This is a genomic window from Xanthobacter autotrophicus, assembly GCF_029991245.1.
GTDB classification, from domain to species: domain Bacteria; phylum Pseudomonadota; class Alphaproteobacteria; order Rhizobiales; family Xanthobacteraceae; genus Xanthobacter; species Xanthobacter autotrophicus_C.
The window spans coordinates 1-15,159 of sequence record NZ_JAIVFO010000111.1 but is presented as its reverse complement, the minus strand read 5'-3'; the positions used below and the strand labels follow the sequence as shown (position 1 = coordinate 15,159).

Genomic DNA, 15,159 nt, shown 5'->3' with positions numbered 1-15,159 from the left:
GGCGAACACCACCAGCGTCAGCAGCATCAGCACCTTGGGCGTGTCGTAGATGAAGAACGCGACCGCTTCGGCGAGATGGCTGCCGGGCTCCACCGGCAGGCGGGCAACCAGCCATTGGGAGAACGGCCACCTGAGGCAGGGGCCACGGCACCTCGTCGCATAACAATCAACATAACACAGGTAGGTATTTTACGGTTGCGGCATGTCAATGCAGTGCAGCATGCGCGGGTCGATCCTATTCTAATGGGACGAGTCACGGAGGCGGGGATTGGGGCACAACAATCCGGTGGGGTGGGAGGGGAAACGGCCCTCCGGCTTCCGGCGTTGCGTTTGGCCTTAGAGCCCACCTGCATCAGGAGGTCGTTCAATGAACGACGATGTTTCGGCAAAACATAGATCCAGATGGCGGACAGCCGGCGCGTTGGCTGTGGTGGCCGCTGTCGCCGGTGCGGGAATTTTCTGGTGGGTCGTCACACCGCCGCGCGTGGACGAGGCCGGGCGGACGCTGCCCGAAGTGGCGGACCCCGTCCTGGTCGCCCGCGGCAAATCCATTGCCGACCTCGGCGATTGCGTCGCCTGCCATACGTCGCACGGCGGCACGCCCATGGCCGGCGGCCGGCCGCTGGAGACGCCATTCGGCGTGCTCTATTCCACCAACATCACGCCGGATCCGAAGACTGGCATCGGAACCTACAGCTTCGGCGCCTTCGACCGGGCCATGCGCGAGGGCGTGACGGCGGATGGCACCCACATGTACCCGGCGATGCCATATCCATCCTACGCCAAGGTGACGCCGGACGATATGTATGCCCTCTTCGTCTACCTGATGAAGGGCGTCGCACCGGCAACGAACGCCAACAGGCCGTCGGAAATCGGCTTCCCCTTCAATCAGCGCTGGTCGCTTGCCTTCTGGGACGCGGTGTTCCTCGACAGCAACCCGTTCATGGCCGATGCGGGCAAGAACGAGGTCTGGAACCGGGGCGCGTATCTGGTGCAGGGCCTCGGTCATTGCGGCGCCTGCCACACCCCGCGCGGCATCGGCTTCCAGGAGGTCGCCATGTCCGAGAAGGGGGCGGACGGCGGCAAGTTCGTCTCCGGCGCGAAGGTGGAGGAGTGGAACGCCATCAACCTGCGCAACCTGTGGACCGTCGCGGACACGGTCGAACTGCTGAAGACCGGGCAGAACCGCTATGCGACCGTCTCCGGCTCCATGACCGAGGTGATCCACAATTCGACCCAGAACTTCAGCGAAGCTGATCTCGTCGCCATCGCCACCTATCTGAAGTCACTGCCGTCGGATCATCCGTTCGAGGGCCTGCCGCCGAAGATCGACAAGGGTGTGCCGGAGGCCATGTTCACCACCCGTGGCGGCCTTGCCTATGCGCAGTTCTGCGCCGACTGCCATCGCCTGAACGGCGCGGGGGTCGCCAAAGTCTTCCCGCCCCTCGCGGGCAATCCCACGGTGGGCGCCAAGGACCCATCGACATTGATGCACATTACCCTCACCGGATGGAAGACGGCGGAGACCAAGACCTACAAGCGCGTCTTCACCATGCCCGGCTTCGCCCGGCTGGGAGACGACGAGATCGCAGAGATCGTGAGCTTCGTGCGCGCAAGCTGGGGCAACACGGCGGCGCCTGTTTCAGCTGCGCAGGTCAAGACCGCGCGCGCCGCGCTCGACCCGAAGGTGGACACCTCGAGGTTTGAAACGCCGCGCATCGCGAATCTCCTCATGGAGCAGAACGCGCAGCAGCTCGTCCGCGGCATGCGCCTGAACACGGAGACCCATACGCTGCTGCCCAAGAACGTGGGCAACGTGCTCAACTGCACCAGCTGCCACCTCAACGGTGGCACGGTGGCCGATGGCTCACCTTATGTGGGCGTCTCGGCCATGTTCCCGAGCTACGCGCCGCGCGCAGGCCGGGAGATCACGCTGGAGGATCGCATCAACGGTTGCTTCCTGCGCTCCATGAACGGCAAGCCGCTGGCCAAGGACGGCGACGACATGAAGGCCATGGTTGCCTATTTCGACTGGATGAAGCGGGAGACCAAGCCGGAGGACAAGGTGGAAGGGCGCGGCGTCGGCAAGATCAGCCAAACGATCAAGCCCGATCCGGAGAACGGCAGGCAGGTCTACGTCACCCAATGCGCGGTCTGCCACGGCCAGAACGGCGAGGGCCTGATGGACGCACAGGGCAAGGTGGTCTACCCGCCCTTGTGGGGCGACGAGTCCTTCAACATCGGCGCCGGCATGGCCCGCACCTATACGGCGGGGGCCTTCGTGCAGCGCAATATGCCCATCGGCTTCCACGAGCGCTTCCCGCTCGGCCAGGGCGGCCTTTCCGACCAGGAGGCGGTAGATGTGGCCGAGTATTTCACCCACATGCCGCGCCCGGATTTCCCTGGGAAAGCGAATGACTGGCCGAAGGACAAGAAGCCGGCCGACGCCCGCTACTGACCCATTGTCACCGCGGAAGAACGAACGCCTTGGCCGTGTGGCCCGGGCGTTCGCGTGTCCGGCCCGATCGTGCTGCTTGAGTAGGCAACATCCGGCAGGATGGGGAGAATCCCGGCCAGTGCGCACGCCTATTTTACCCGAAGGCGCAGCGTGCCGCGGATCAGATCCATCAGCGACCCTTCCATAAGCAAGGCGATGCCGATCCGCGCGCCCACCGCCATGCCGGCCAGCGCGAGCGGCCAGGACAGAGCGAGCAGGGAACCCGCGGTCAGCCCCTGCCCGATGGTGCAGCCGCCGCACAGGATGCCGCCGGCGCCCATCAAGACCGCCCCGAGCAGATGGCGCTTCATTTCGCGGGGATCATCGAACGCTTCCCAGCGGAATTCGTCCGCCAGCCGGGCCGCCGCGAACGCGCCGATGGCGACGCCGAAGACGCTTCCGGCACCGAACTCGGCAAGGCTCGCCTGATCGAACAGCACACCGAACAGCGCCCGTGCCACCGGTGAGACGAATGTGAGGCTCTGCGGCGCGATGGGATGCGCGAATTCGTCCACCAGCAGGATCGTGGCGAGCCAGCCCGCGACGATGCCCAGGCCCAGCAGCACGCCCGCCATCATCAGCCGGGGTGCGCGGCGGAGCCGGCGGTCGGCAAAGGCCAGCGCGACAAGGCCGAGGCTCGCGACACCGAACGCCCCGCGCAGGTCGTGTCCGAACAGGCGACCGAGAACCGATGGCAAGTCCGCCTGGAGGCCGGCGGGGAGCGCCACCGCCACCCGCTCCAGCCCATCGACCCGAACTCCCGCGAAGATGCCGCGCAAAGTGGCGTAGGCCACCGCCCCGAACACGATCAGCACCACGAGGCTGCGCAGGTCGCCGGAGCCGCACCGGACCAGGGATCCGAACGCGCAGGTGCCCACCAGCGCCATGCCGAGGCCGAACAGCAGGCCGCCCAGAAGAATGCCGAGCCACGGCACCGCCGCGGCCACATAATTGGTGCGCTCGGGCGCGAGTATCCCGAGAAGGGAGAGAAGCTGCGTGCCGGCCACGGCGATGCCGAGCGCCAGGCCGAACACCTTCATGCGGCGCCAGTCATGCCCGATCATGGCGTCTTCCAGCGCACCGAAGGTGCACAGGCGGGCGCGAAACACCGCAAAGCCCACGCAGCTTCCCACGAGGAGGCCCGCAAGCGCGGTCCACCAAGGACTCGAAACGTCCATGCGCCTTCTCCCTGAGACGGCCGGAGCGGGACTTATGACCTGTCCCGTCGCCGGCCCGGCGCCGATTGTTTACTTTTCGCCTGTGGTCGAGGTTCCGCAATAGATGCCGTAGATCACCGAGATGACGCTGCGCACGTTCTCGTTGGCCAGGCTGTAATAGATGGCCTTGCCTTCGCGGCGGGTGGTCACGAGGCCATCCAGGCGCAGGCGCGCCAGCTGCTGCGACACGGTCGGCTGGCGGAGCGAGAGAATGTTCTCCAGCTCCGTCACCGAGCGCTCGCGTTCGGCCAGAAGGCACAGGAGCAGCAGGCGGTTTTCGTGCGAGAGAGCCTTGAGGAAATCGCTCGCCTTGCGCGCATTGCGCATCAGCTGGTCGAGTTCAGGCGAAATCTCCGGGCCTTCCCGCAGTTCATCCTCGATCCGCGTGGAGACGATGGGCGGCATGTTCTCAAAACCTTTTCGCTCTCGACGGCAGGCTCCAGCCTCAGGGCCGGTCGGGCACCAGCCTGTCCGTCAACGCACCGAGCAGACCCCAAAACGCTTCGTCGGAAGCATAACCCGTAATGCGCCCGATTTCGCGCCCGCGATCCACGACCACGAATGTGGGCGCAAAGCGCACCGGGGCGGCGAGCGCGATGTCCGCCGGCATGCCGTCCGAAAGGTCGACCCGGCGCAGCGGGGCGCGGTGACCTTCATCCGTCCTGCCGTAGATCGGCACCACGTCCTGCTCGAACTTGCGGCAGTAGACGCAGCCCGGCCGCTCGAACATCACAAGCTCTCCCGCCTGTGCGCCGTGGGGCGCAGGCAGGCCGGAAAAGCCGACGACGAGCCCGGCCAGAACCAGTCGAATGGCGGAACGGTGCATGAAGCTACAGCCCAGATGTGCATTTTACTCTTCATATTATCGCATTCGCATATATGATGAACAAGACAAATCCGCGCTGGTCAACGTGCGTGGGAAGGGAGGATCATGTCGCTGGATGTCAGCCTGCCCGGCGCCTTCCTGGCCGGGCTCCTGTCCTTCGCCTCGCCCTGCGTGTTGCCGCTAGTGCCGGCCTATCTCGGCTTTCTCACCGGCGCGGCGGGCGGGGAGGAGCATGTGCGGCAGGGCAGCGGTCGCCGCCGCGTGGTCCTGGCGGCCGGCCTGTTCGTGCTGGGCTTCGCCTCGGTGTTCATCCTGCTCGGAGCCACCGCCTCCACCCTCGGCCAGGCGCTGATGCGCCACGTGGAGATCCTGACCCTCGTCTCCGGCGCAGCATTGGTTCTCTTCGGCCTGCACATGACCGGGATCCTGCGCATCCCGCTGCTCTACCGTCAGGCGCGGTTCGATGCCGCCGCGACGCCGGCCGGCGTCCTCGGCCCGTATCTCATCGGCCTCGCTTTTGGCTTCGGGTGGTCGCCCTGCGTCGGGCCGGTGCTCGCCGCCATCCTGATGGTGGCGGGGGCGGAGGGGTCCGTGGGCAAGGGCATGCTGCTGCTCGCCGTCTATGCGGCGGGCATCGGCATTCCCTTCCTCGTCGCGGCCGCCTTCACCGGGCCCTTCCTCGCCTGGGCGGGAGCGGCGCGGCGGCGGCTGGGGCTGATCGAGAAGGTGGCCGGCGGCCTCCTCATCCTCACCGGCCTCGCCTTCATCACCGGCTTCATGCCCCAGCTCGCCCAATGGCTGCTGGAGAGCGTGCCGGCGCTCGGCACCATCGGCTGACGACCACCCGGAGGACCAACATGTCGGACGCTTCCTCGCTCACCCGCCGCGGCCTTCTGGGCGGCGCGGCCGGCCTCGCCGGGGCGATGCTCGGCCGGCACACCGCCGCGGCCGCCCCCCATCTCGGCGAAGACGGCCTCTATACGCAGGATTGGTACGTGGACAGCTTCCTCGACCTTGCCGAGGACCTCACCGCAGCAACCGCGCAGGGGCGGCACTTCGCCCTACAGTGGAGCCAGCGCGGCTGCATCTATTGCAAGACGCTGCATACCAGCTACTTCGCCGACCCCGCCATCGAAGGCCCGATCAGGGCGGCGTTCGACATCGTGCATCTCGATCTGTTCGGCGCGCGCGAGGTTATCGCCTTCGACGGAGCGAGGCTGACCGAAAAGGCGCTCGGCCAACGCGAACGCATCCGCGCAACGCCGACATTCCAGTTCTTCGCCCTAGAGGACGGCAAGGCGCGGGAGGTGGCCCGCATGCCGGGACTGCTGCCGCAGGCGGAATTTTCAGCCATGTTCCGCTTTGTGGCGGCGGGCGCCTATGCGCGCGAGACCTTCGAGGCCTGGCTCGCCCGCGAGGGCCGAAAGAGCTGACGCGAGGCGAATGAAAACGGCCCCGGCGGACCGGGGCCGAGAAGGATCAGCGCGTCCTGGAAATGCCTACTTCACCGGCTTGTTCACCGGGGACTCCGGATCGAACAAATAGGCCACCACGTCCTTGATCTGCGCTTCGTCGAGCACGCCATTGTGCCCGAAGCGCGGCATGGAGGAGCAGGCGAACACGGCCTGGGCATTGTAGACCTTGGCGTAGGCGGCCTTGGCGTCAGCGGCGGCGAACTTGCGGTCCGCGCCGTAATTGGCGAGGCTCGGGCCGAGGGTGCCGTAGCTCACCTCGCGCGGGTCCATCTGGTGGCAGGCGTAGCAATTGCCGCCGCTCACCGTTCCGGGCGGGTCGGAGAACTGGCCGCCGCGGCCGTTCTGGGCGACCTTCTCGCCCTCCTTCCAGTTGCCGATGACACTGCCCGTCGGCAGTTTCACGGTCTTCGCCTCACGCGCCATGATGGCGTCCGCCTCCTTGGCCGAGGGCTGGTTCCGCGTCACCGAGCACACCTGCATGGTCTCGTCGGGCACCAGCCGCTGCGCCCAGCCCTCCGGAAGGTTGGTGAAGCTTTCCTTCACCACGCGGTCCACCACGGCGGGGGCCGCCGGCGCAATCTGCTGCGCATGGGCGAGGCCAGGCAGAACAAGCGCTGCTGCAATCAGTATCTTCTTCATGATGCCTCTCCTCAGCGCTTGATGGACGGAACGTTGAGCTCGCCGCCGGCCGCCTGCGCGTTCAGGAACACGGTGAGCGCGGTGACGACCTCGGAGGCGTAGTCGGGCGCCGGCATGCGCATCTGCCGGTAGCAGTCCCAGAGGCGGTGCTGCATGGTCCTGAGCGCGCTCTGGGAGACGCGGTAGGTGGGCCAGGAGGCCATGGTCAGCTGGGCGTCCTTGCCGGGCTTGTCGAGCTGCGGCAGGCCCTGCAGGCGGATGCGCTTTCCGGCGTCTGCATGGCAGGTGGAGCAGGAGAAATCGTTGATGGCCGAGCGGCGGAAGAACAGCGCCTCGCCGATGGCATAGGCTTCCTTCTCCTTGGGATGATCGAGCGGCACGGCGATCTTCATGCCGTTGGACTTGTTGGCGATGAAGGCGACGAGGTCCTCCATGTCCGATCCGCGGCCGGGGCCGGAGAAGGGCTTCACCACGATGGGCTTGATGTCGAGGCCCTGGATCTTGGCCATGCACCACAGCAGCCGCTGTTCGAGATCCATCACCTTGCCGGCGTCGGCGAAGTAGCGCGGGAGGGCCGCGTAGGCCCCTTCGAGCTTGCCGGGGCCCTGGCCGAGGTCGCAGGCCTCCAGCGAGACGTTCTTCGTGCCTCTCGGCTCGGCCCAGAGCGCTTCGCCGCGGTCCACGGCGAGGTAGCCCGGATTGGCCATGGGATCGTTGATCATGGCGCGGTAGCGCTCGATCTCCTTCTCGCTCGCATCCTCCTGCGCCGTGGCAGGCAGGAGGGGGGCGAGCGTCAGGGCGAAGGCGCACAGGCATGTGAGTAATGTGGCTTTGGGTCGCATATATCCTCCCGGACGTGGCGGGCCGTGCGACCGGGCTTTCTGGCTGAAGCCCTTGAAGGAACACGGCGTCCGATCTTGGAACCCGCCCTCGATAGACGAGAGCGATCATCGGATAGGAGCTACTTTACATTCAAAAAAATCGATATCACAATATGTGAAATTGATTGATGACAGCGCACCGCGCGCTGTCCACATCATCAAGCAAAAATAATGGCTTATGAGCCGGCATCGCAGCCGGCCCCAGGAGGAAACGGATGACTCTTCACGTGGATGCCACCCTTTTGCCTTCGCGCCGACGGGCGCTGCAGCTGGCAGGATTCGCCGCCTTTGCCGCGGTGCTCGCCCCGCGCATGAGCCTCGCCACCGAGGCCCAGGTGGCGGAGGAGATGAAAAAGCTCTTCGGCAGCAAGGCGCTGGGCGAAGGCAAGGTCAAGCTCGATGTGCCCGAGATTGCCGAAAACGGCCTCGTCGTGCCGATCAACATCGACGTGGACAGCCCCATGACCGACGCCGATTTCGTCAAGTCCGTCCATGTCTTCGCCGACGGCAATCCGCTTCCCCAAGTGGTCACCTATCACTTCACGCCGGAGAGCGGGAAGGCGTCGGCGTCGACCCGGATGCGGCTGGCGCAGACGCAGAACGTGATCGCAGTGGCGGAAATGTCCTCCGGCGCGCTGTTTTCCGCCCGATCGCAGGTGAAGGTCACCATCGGCGGCTGCGGCGGCTGAGTAGAGTTCAAAACGAATCACAATAATCGCGGGCGAAAATCGCCCCGCCTGAAATATCGGGAGGACACCCATGGCCATCAAGTCCGCGCCCCGCGTGCGCGTCCCCGCCCAGGCGAAAGCCGGCGAGATCATCGAGATCAAGACCCTGATTTCCCACGAGATGGAAAGCGGCCAGCGCAAAGACGCCGCCGGCAAGACGGTGCCGCGCGACATCATCAATACCTTCGAGGCCTCGTTCAACGGCAAGCCCTTCTTCAAGGCCGAGTGGTTTCCGTCGATCTCCGCCAATCCCTTCCAGTCCTTCTTCTACAAGGCGAAGGAGAGCGGCGAGTTCACCTTCTCCTGGAAGGACGACGCCGGCGCCGAGCAGAAGGCCGTCGCCAAGCTCACCGTCGCCTGACGTCAAAGCAAATCGTTCGCCACTTATTTGGCTTTCTGGATCGCTGTGCTGCCGGATCACGCGTTGATCCGGCAAACGGCACCATCATGACTTTTGGAAAGCGCGATCACCATGATCTCAAGGCGCGATTTTCTGTCCGCGGGGACGGCGCTCGCCGGCCTCCTCGCCGCTTCCGGGACGGGGCTGGCGCAGGCGATCGGTGGGCAATTGACCCAGAACGACCTCCTGAAGTTCGGCAGGACCGGCACCTTCACCATCCTGCACGTCACCGACGTCCACGCCCAGCTCAATCCGCTCTACTTCCGTGAACCGTCGATCAATCTGGGCGTAGGCGATGCGCGCGGCGTGCCGCCGCACCTGACCGACATCGCCTTCCTCAACTACTTCAACATCAAGCCGGGCACGCGCGACGCCTACGCGCTCACCTCGGAGGACTTCACGGCGCTCGCCCGCAGCTATGGCCGCATGGGCGGTGCGGACCGCATCGCCACTCTCATCAAGGCCATCCGCGCCGAGCGGGGAGCAGACAAGGTGCTGCTGCTGGACGGCGGCGATGGGCTGCAGGGCTCCTGGTCGTCGCTGAAGACCCAGGGTGAGGACATGGTTCGGGTGTTCACCGCCCTCGGGCTCGACGCCATGGTGGGCCACTGGGAATTCACCTATGGCGCCGACCGGGTCACCGAGATCAAGGACAAGGCCCCCTTCGCCTTCCTCGCCCAGAATGTCCGCTCCGCCGAATGGGGCGAGCCGGTGTTCGACGCGGTTAAGACCTTCGAGAAGGGCGGCGCCAGGATCGCCGTCATCGGCCAGGCCTTCCCGCGCACCCCCATCTCCAATCCGCGCTGGATGATCCCGGACTGGGAATTCGGCATCCGCGAGGAGGAGATGCAGAAGCAGGTGGATGCTGCCCGTGCCGGCGGCGCCGACGTGGTGGTGGTGCTGTCCCACAACGGCTTCGACGTGGACCGCAAGATGGCCTCACGGGTGAAGGGCATCGACGTGGTGCTCACCGCCCACACCCACGATGCCATGCCCGCCGCCACCGAGGTGGGCAAGACCCTGCTGATCGCCACCGGCTCCCATGGCAAGTTCCTGTCCCGCCTCGACCTCGACGTCGCCGACAAGAAGGTCACCGGCTACAGGTTCCAGCTGATCCCGGTATTCTCGGACGTGATCGCGCCCGATCCGGGCATGGCGAAGCTGGTGGCGGACATCCGCGCGCCTTATGCCAAGGACCTTGCCCGCGAGGTGGGCCGGGCGGAAAGCCTGCTCTACCGGCGCGGCAACTTCAACGGCACGTTCGACGACATGATCTGCGATGCCATCATGAAGGAGCGCGACGCGGAGATTGCCCTCTCCCCCGGCTTCCGCTGGGGCGGCACATTGCTGCCGGGCGATCCCATCACCTTCGAGGCCATCTCCAACGCCACGGCCATCACCTATCCCGCCTGCTACCGCAACGCCATGACCGGCCGGCAGCTGAAGGACATCCTGGAAGACGTGGCGGACAACATCTTCCACCCCGACCCGTACTTCCAGGGCGGCGGCGACATGGTGCGCGTGGGTGGTGTCGGCTACGCCATCGACGTGTCCAAGGGCGCCGGCCAGCGCATCTCCGACCTCACCTTCCTGAAGAGCGGCAAGCCGCTGGAGGCGGACAAGACCTACACCGTCGCCGGCTGGGCCTCTATCGCCCAGAACGTGGAAGGCCCGCCGGTGTGGGATCTTGTGGAACGGTACGTGAGGGACGCGAAGACCGTGAAGATCGCTCCCAACGCCTCGGTGAAGGTGACCGGGGCGTGAGACCCAAGGCCGTCCAGGCATCGCATTGCCATCGATGTATTCTAATCTGCGAATAAAAGAATATCTAGGGAGGACGCCATGTCCGAAACCAGTCTGCCCCCGACGGAGCGCGCGCCCGGCGCGCAGCCGTCGCTTTCCAGGCGGAGCTTCCTCAACCTCGCCGGGGTGGGGGCGGGTGCCGCCGTCGCCGTGGGGGGACGCTCCGCCCTCGCCGCTCCGGCCACGGGCGAGCCCGATCCCAACATCGTGCCCGTGCCCGAATGGACGAAGACCCTCGGCGCGCCGGTCAACGAGAACCCCTATGGCAAGCCCTCCGTTTTCGAGAAGGACGTGGTGCGCCGCGAGGTGACCTGGCTCACCGCCAGCTCCCAGAGTTCGGTCAGCTTCACCCCACTCTATGCCCTCGACAGCGTCATCACGCCCAACGGACTGTGCTTCGTGCGCCATCACGGCGGCCAGGCGGAGATCGACCCGGACAAGTACCGGCTGATGATCCACGGCATGGTGGACAAGCCGCTCGTCTTCACGCTGGAGGACATCAAGCGGATGCCGGGCCGGGTCAACCGTGCCTATTTTCTCGAATGCGCGGCAAATTCCGGCATGGAATGGCGCGGCGCGCAGCTCAACGGCTGCCAGTTCACCCACGGCATGATCCACAACCTGTTCTACACAGGCGTGCCGCTGAAGACCCTGCTGGACATGGCCGGTGTCAATCCCAAGGGCAAGTGGGTGCTCGCCGAGGGCGCGGACGCGGCGGTGATGACGCGGTCCATTCCCCTCGAAAAGGCCATGAACGACTGCCTCGTCGCCTTCGCCATGAATGGCGAGGCGCTCAGGCCCGAGCAGGGCTATCCGGTGCGGCTCGTGGTGCCGGGCTGGGAAGGCAATATGTGGGTCAAGTGGCTGCGCCGCCTCAAGGTGGGCGACCAGCCCTGGCAGCAGCGCGAGGAGACCTCGAAATACACCGACCTCCTCGCCGACGGCCGCTCGCGCCGCTTCACCTTCGTGATGGACGCGAAATCCGTGGTGACGAGCCCGAGCCCCCAGGCACCGCTGAAGCGCAAGGGGCCGAACGTCCTGTCGGGTATCGCCTGGTCGGGGCGCGGTACCATCACGCGGGTGGACGTATCGCTGGACGGTGGCCGCAACTGGACGACGGCACGCCTTGATGGACCGGCCATGCCCATGTCGATGACGCGCTTCTACCTCGACTTCGACTGGGCCGGGCAGGAGCTGATGGTGCAGTCCCGCGCCATGGACGACACCGGCTACGTCCAGCCCACCAAGCAGGAGCTACGCGCCGTCCGCGGGACCAATTCCATCTATCACAACAACGGCATCCAGACCTGGCTGGTGCGCTCCAACGGGGAGACGGAAAATGTTGAAGTCGGCTGAGAAGATCCTCGCCGCCGCCGTTCTCGCCGGAGTACTGGCCGCGACGGGGATCGCCATTGCCGATCCCCAGCCCGCTCCAGGCAAGGCCGTCGCGGCGAAAGGAGAGACGGACAAGGCCCGGCAGGCGGTGAACGTGCCGGCGCCCGCCGCCGCTCCCGCGCCCGCGGCGAAGCCCATCGCCCTGGGCCGCCCCGCGCTGGCGGAGGAGATCACCGCCTGGAACACCGACGTGCGCGCCGATGGCGAGGGCCTGCCCCCCGGCAAGGGCTCGGTGAAGGAGGGCGAGGAGCTGTTCCTCCAGAATTGCGCCCAGTGCCACGGCGAGTTCGGCGAGGGCGCGGGACGCTGGCCGGTGCTTGCCGGCGGGCGGGGGACGCTGAAATCGGAACGGCCGGAGAAGACCATCGGCTCCTTCTGGCCCTATGCGTCCACGGTCTATGACTACGTCCATCGCGCCATGCCCTTCGGCAGCAACATGACGCTCTCGGCGGACCAGACCTACGCGATCGTGGCCTATCTCCTGAACCTCAATGATCTGGTCCCGGAGGATTACGTCCTCTCCAAGGATAATTTCCCGAAAGTTGACCTGCCGAACGAGGCCAATTTCTTCGATGATGATCGGGAAACGTCCGAAAAGGCTTTCTGGAAGAAGGATCCCTGCATGAAGGAGTGCAGCGGAGAGGTGCATGTCACCGCCCGCGCCCAGATTCTCAACGTGACCCCAGACGGCGAGGCGCCCAAGGGCAACCTGGAGTGAGGGGAAAAGATCCCGGCGCCTCCGGCCGTGGAATACACAGCTAACACGCAATGGAAAGGACGAGGATCGTGCGAAACACCCTGCTGGTTGCCCTCTCTCTGGCCGCCGTCGCTGCCCCGGCGCGCGCGGACGGCGACGTTGCGAAGGGCGAGACCACGTTCAAGAAGTGCATGGCCTGCCACGCCATCGGGCCGGATGCGAAGGTGAAGGTTGGCCCGCCGCTGAACGGCATCGTGGGCGCCAAGTGGGCGCACTTCGAGGGCTTCTCCTATTCTCAGGACATCAAGGACGGCGCCGCCGCCGGCAAGGTGTGGGACGAGGCTGCCCTCGGCAACTACATCACCAATCCGAAGGTGTTGGCGCCCAAGGGCAAGATGGCCTTCGCCGGCGTCAAGAACGAAGACGAGCGCAAGGACCTCATCGCCTTCCTCGCCCAGTTCAACGCCGATGGCTCCAGGAAGTGAGGCCTGTGAACCGCGGAAGCGAGAAAGCCGGAGCAGTCCCATGACAGGCAGCCGATGGGGCGTTGCCATATGGTCGTGCTCGACCACACAGACAACGATATGAATCCTGCGTTTGCGTACCTGCACTGGACCGGTGCCTGAAACGACGACCAAGGCGCGCCAAGCGCCGATTGACGGGAGCGAGACGATGCCCCATTTCGACCGCCGGGCTTTCCTCGGCACCATGGCGCTCGCGGGCGCGGTTCCGGCCGCGGCGCAGGCTGCGCAGGGCGTTCAGGTGAAGGATATTTCCAAGGAGGCGGACAATGCGTGCCTCTATCACTGCGACTATGGAGACTCCAGCCGCTTCGCCCAGACGCTGAACAACATCTCGAACCACTATGCGGCCTATGGCGCTGACCCGTTCGCCATCCAGCTGGTGCTGGTCGCCCATGCGGGCGGGGTGAAGTTCTTCCTGGATAGCCTTGCCGACACCCTGTGGGAGAAGGAGACGCTGGACCCGCAGCTACCGGAGAAGGTGGATTCCCTCGCCAAGAACGGGCTCAAAATCTATCTGTGCTCCTTCACTTTCGAGCGGAACAGGATCGACAAGGAGAAGGCCCGCAAGGCGCCCTACATCAACTTCGTCCCGTCCGGAGTCGCCACCGTCGGCGCGCTGCAGAACAAGGGTTTCGCCTATCTCAAGGTGGGTTGATCCCGTGGCCGCCCCGGGCGCGATCTCCCGCAGGGCCTTTCTGGGCGTGACGGTCTTGGCCGCGGGTGGCCTGAAGACACCGCGCGTCCTTGCGCAGGCAAGGCCCCGTCTCGTGATCGTCGGCGGCGGTGCGGGTGGGGTCTCCCTCGCCCGTGCCGTCGTCATGGACAGTGCCGGCGGGATCGCCGTGACGCTGGTGGAGCCGAACGCCCGCTACTTCGCCTGCTTCCAGTCCAACCTCGCGCTCGGCGGCCTGCGCGATCCCGACAGCCTGCTGTTCTCCTATGCCGGGCTGGCGAAGGCCGGGGTGGAGGTGGTGCCGGCCGCTGCATCCGCCATCGACCGCGATCGCCGCGAGGTGCGTCTCGTGGACGGCCGCCGCCTGCCCTATGATCGCCTCGCCTTGTCGCCCGGCATCGACCTGAAATACGATTCCGTCCCGGGCTGGGGCCGCGAGGCCGAGGACGCCATGCCCCACGCCTGGACGGGCGAGCGGCAGTTCCGCCTCCTCAAGGCACGGCTCGATGCGGTGCCGGACGGCGGGCTCATCGTGATCATCGCCCCGCCAAACCCCTCGCGCTGCCCACCGGCCCCTTATGAGCGCGCGTCCATGATGGCGCATGCGCTGAAAGCCACCGGGCGGGGACAGACGAAGGTCATCATTCTCGATCCCAAGCCGAAATTCCCCAAGCAGGGCCTCTTCCAGGAGGGGTGGGAAGCCCACTATCCGGGCATGATCGAATGGATGGCGCCGGACATCTCGGAGGGGGTCCGGTCCGTGGACCCGGAGACCGGCACCGTGGTCACCGGCTTTGAGACCTTCGCGCGCGCCGACCTCGTGAACGTCATCCCCGCGCAATGGGCGGGTGCGCTGGCCCGCGCATCCGGCCTCACCGACGCCTCGGGATGGTGCCCCGTCGACCCCGATGTTCTGGCGTCAACCGTAGATCGCAACATCTTCATCATCGGCGACGCGGCGAACGCCGGCGACATGCCGAAATCCGCCTTTGCCGCCAACAACCAGGCCATCGTGGTTGCCGCAGCCCTGCGCAGCGAGCTGCTGTCCGCCCCTGCCGATGCCCCCGGCTACGCAAACACCTGCTGGAGCGCGATTGCCAGGGACGACGTGGTGAAGGAGAGCAGCCGCTACGCTGTCGCGGACGGCAGGATCCGCGAAACCGAGACTTTCCTCTCTCAGTCCGGCGAGCCGGCCGATCTGCGGCGCCGGCTCAGCATGGAAAACGACATGTGGTATGCGGCCATGACGCGCGGCCTCTTCGGCTAAGGGCTCGCCCTAGCACTACAGTTGCGTTTTGCTAGGGTTTCTGAATCGATGGGCGACCATGATTCGGGATCTGATGATTGGTGGTGCGTCGGTTGAGGATATGCTGGCGCTTTGGGCATCGGCCTTGCGGGAGGGCA

Annotated in this window: 16 protein-coding genes and 1 pseudogene; 11 read left to right on the top strand and 6 right to left on the bottom strand. The window is 65.9% G+C overall.

What is annotated here, in order from left to right; genetic code table 11:
- Positions 1-126, bottom strand: a pseudogene (locus tag K9U41_RS23860) (permease); the annotation flags it as partial.
- 241 nt (positions 127-367) lie between these two features.
- Between K9U41_RS23860 and K9U41_RS16885 the strand changes: the two are divergent.
- Positions 368-2,458: a c-type cytochrome gene (locus K9U41_RS16885; protein ID WP_282642043.1), complete on the top strand. Its 2,091-nt coding sequence runs from the start codon at positions 368-370 to the stop codon at positions 2,456-2,458.
- 128 nt (positions 2,459-2,586) lie between these two features.
- Here K9U41_RS16885 and K9U41_RS16880 read toward each other — a convergent pair whose 3' ends face one another.
- The 3 genes from K9U41_RS16880 to K9U41_RS16870 form a co-directional block, all read right to left on the bottom strand.
- Entirely contained in the window at positions 2,587-3,675 is a 1,089-nt protein-coding gene (locus K9U41_RS16880) for a YeeE/YedE family protein (protein ID WP_282642042.1), read from the bottom strand.
- A gap of 69 nt (positions 3,676-3,744) precedes the next feature.
- Positions 3,745-4,119: an ArsR/SmtB family transcription factor gene (locus K9U41_RS16875; RefSeq protein ID WP_282642041.1), complete on the bottom strand. Its 375-nt coding sequence runs from the start codon at positions 4,117-4,119 to the stop codon at positions 3,745-3,747.
- Positions 4,120-4,159: 40 nt separating this feature from the next.
- The gene (locus K9U41_RS16870; protein ID WP_282642040.1) at positions 4,160-4,540 is read right to left on the bottom strand and encodes a thioredoxin family protein; all 381 of its coding nucleotides are present in this window, start codon (positions 4,538-4,540) and stop codon (positions 4,160-4,162) included.
- Between the two features lie 105 nt (positions 4,541-4,645).
- On the opposite strand from K9U41_RS16870, the gene K9U41_RS16865 reads away from it, so the two are divergent.
- Positions 4,646-5,377 carry a cytochrome c biogenesis CcdA family protein gene (locus K9U41_RS16865; RefSeq protein WP_282642039.1) on the top strand — a complete coding sequence of 244 codons (732 nt, stop codon included), beginning with the start codon at positions 4,646-4,648 and terminating at the stop codon, positions 5,375-5,377.
- 20 nt (positions 5,378-5,397) lie between these two features.
- The gene (locus K9U41_RS16860; protein ID WP_282642038.1) at positions 5,398-5,973 is read left to right on the top strand and encodes a SoxW family protein; all 576 of its coding nucleotides are present in this window, start codon (positions 5,398-5,400) and stop codon (positions 5,971-5,973) included.
- A gap of 66 nt (positions 5,974-6,039) precedes the next feature.
- On the opposite strand, the gene soxX is transcribed toward K9U41_RS16860, so the two are convergent.
- Positions 6,040-6,654 (bottom strand): sulfur oxidation c-type cytochrome SoxX, encoded by a 615-nt coding sequence (soxX, locus tag K9U41_RS16855; RefSeq protein ID WP_282642037.1) that lies wholly within the window; start codon positions 6,652-6,654, stop codon positions 6,040-6,042.
- Positions 6,655-6,665: 11 nt separating this feature from the next.
- The gene (soxA, locus tag K9U41_RS16850) at positions 6,666-7,496 is read right to left on the bottom strand and encodes a sulfur oxidation c-type cytochrome SoxA (protein ID WP_282642036.1); all 831 of its coding nucleotides are present in this window, start codon (positions 7,494-7,496) and stop codon (positions 6,666-6,668) included.
- Between the two features lie 254 nt (positions 7,497-7,750).
- Here soxA and soxY point away from each other — a divergent pair, with 254 nt between their 5' ends.
- The 8 genes from soxY to K9U41_RS16810 all read left to right on the top strand — a co-directional run bounded on the left by soxY (position 7,751) and on the right by K9U41_RS16810 (position 15,022).
- A complete protein-coding gene (gene soxY, locus K9U41_RS16845; RefSeq protein ID WP_282642035.1) occupies positions 7,751-8,224 on the top strand; it encodes a thiosulfate oxidation carrier protein SoxY in 474 nt (157 codons plus the stop codon).
- Positions 8,225-8,294: 70 nt separating this feature from the next.
- Entirely contained in the window at positions 8,295-8,624 is a 330-nt protein-coding gene (soxZ, locus tag K9U41_RS16840; protein WP_282642034.1) for a thiosulfate oxidation carrier complex protein SoxZ, read from the top strand.
- A 111-nt stretch (positions 8,625-8,735) separates the two neighbouring features.
- Positions 8,736-10,427, top strand: coding sequence for a thiosulfohydrolase SoxB (gene soxB / locus K9U41_RS16835; RefSeq protein WP_282642033.1), 1,692 nt, complete (start codon positions 8,736-8,738; stop codon positions 10,425-10,427).
- A gap of 78 nt (positions 10,428-10,505) precedes the next feature.
- Positions 10,506-11,822 (top strand): sulfite dehydrogenase, encoded by a 1,317-nt coding sequence (gene soxC / locus K9U41_RS16830; protein ID WP_282642032.1) that lies wholly within the window; start codon positions 10,506-10,508, stop codon positions 11,820-11,822.
- Positions 11,806-12,579, top strand: coding sequence for a c-type cytochrome (locus K9U41_RS16825; protein WP_282642031.1), 774 nt, complete (start codon positions 11,806-11,808; stop codon positions 12,577-12,579). The genes soxC and K9U41_RS16825 overlap by 17 nt, the downstream gene beginning before the upstream one ends.
- Positions 12,580-12,647: 68 nt before the next feature.
- Complete coding sequence (locus tag K9U41_RS16820) at positions 12,648-13,043, top strand: c-type cytochrome (protein WP_432715818.1); 396 nt, start codon at positions 12,648-12,650, stop codon at positions 13,041-13,043.
- Between the two features lie 187 nt (positions 13,044-13,230).
- Entirely contained in the window at positions 13,231-13,737 is a 507-nt protein-coding gene (locus tag K9U41_RS16815; RefSeq protein ID WP_282642030.1) for a DsrE family protein, read from the top strand.
- A 4-nt stretch (positions 13,738-13,741) separates the two neighbouring features.
- On the top strand, positions 13,742-15,022 hold the full coding sequence (locus K9U41_RS16810) for an FCSD flavin-binding domain-containing protein (protein WP_432715817.1): 1,281 nt from the start codon (positions 13,742-13,744) through the stop codon (positions 15,020-15,022).
- Positions 15,023-15,159 lie beyond the last annotated feature (137 nt).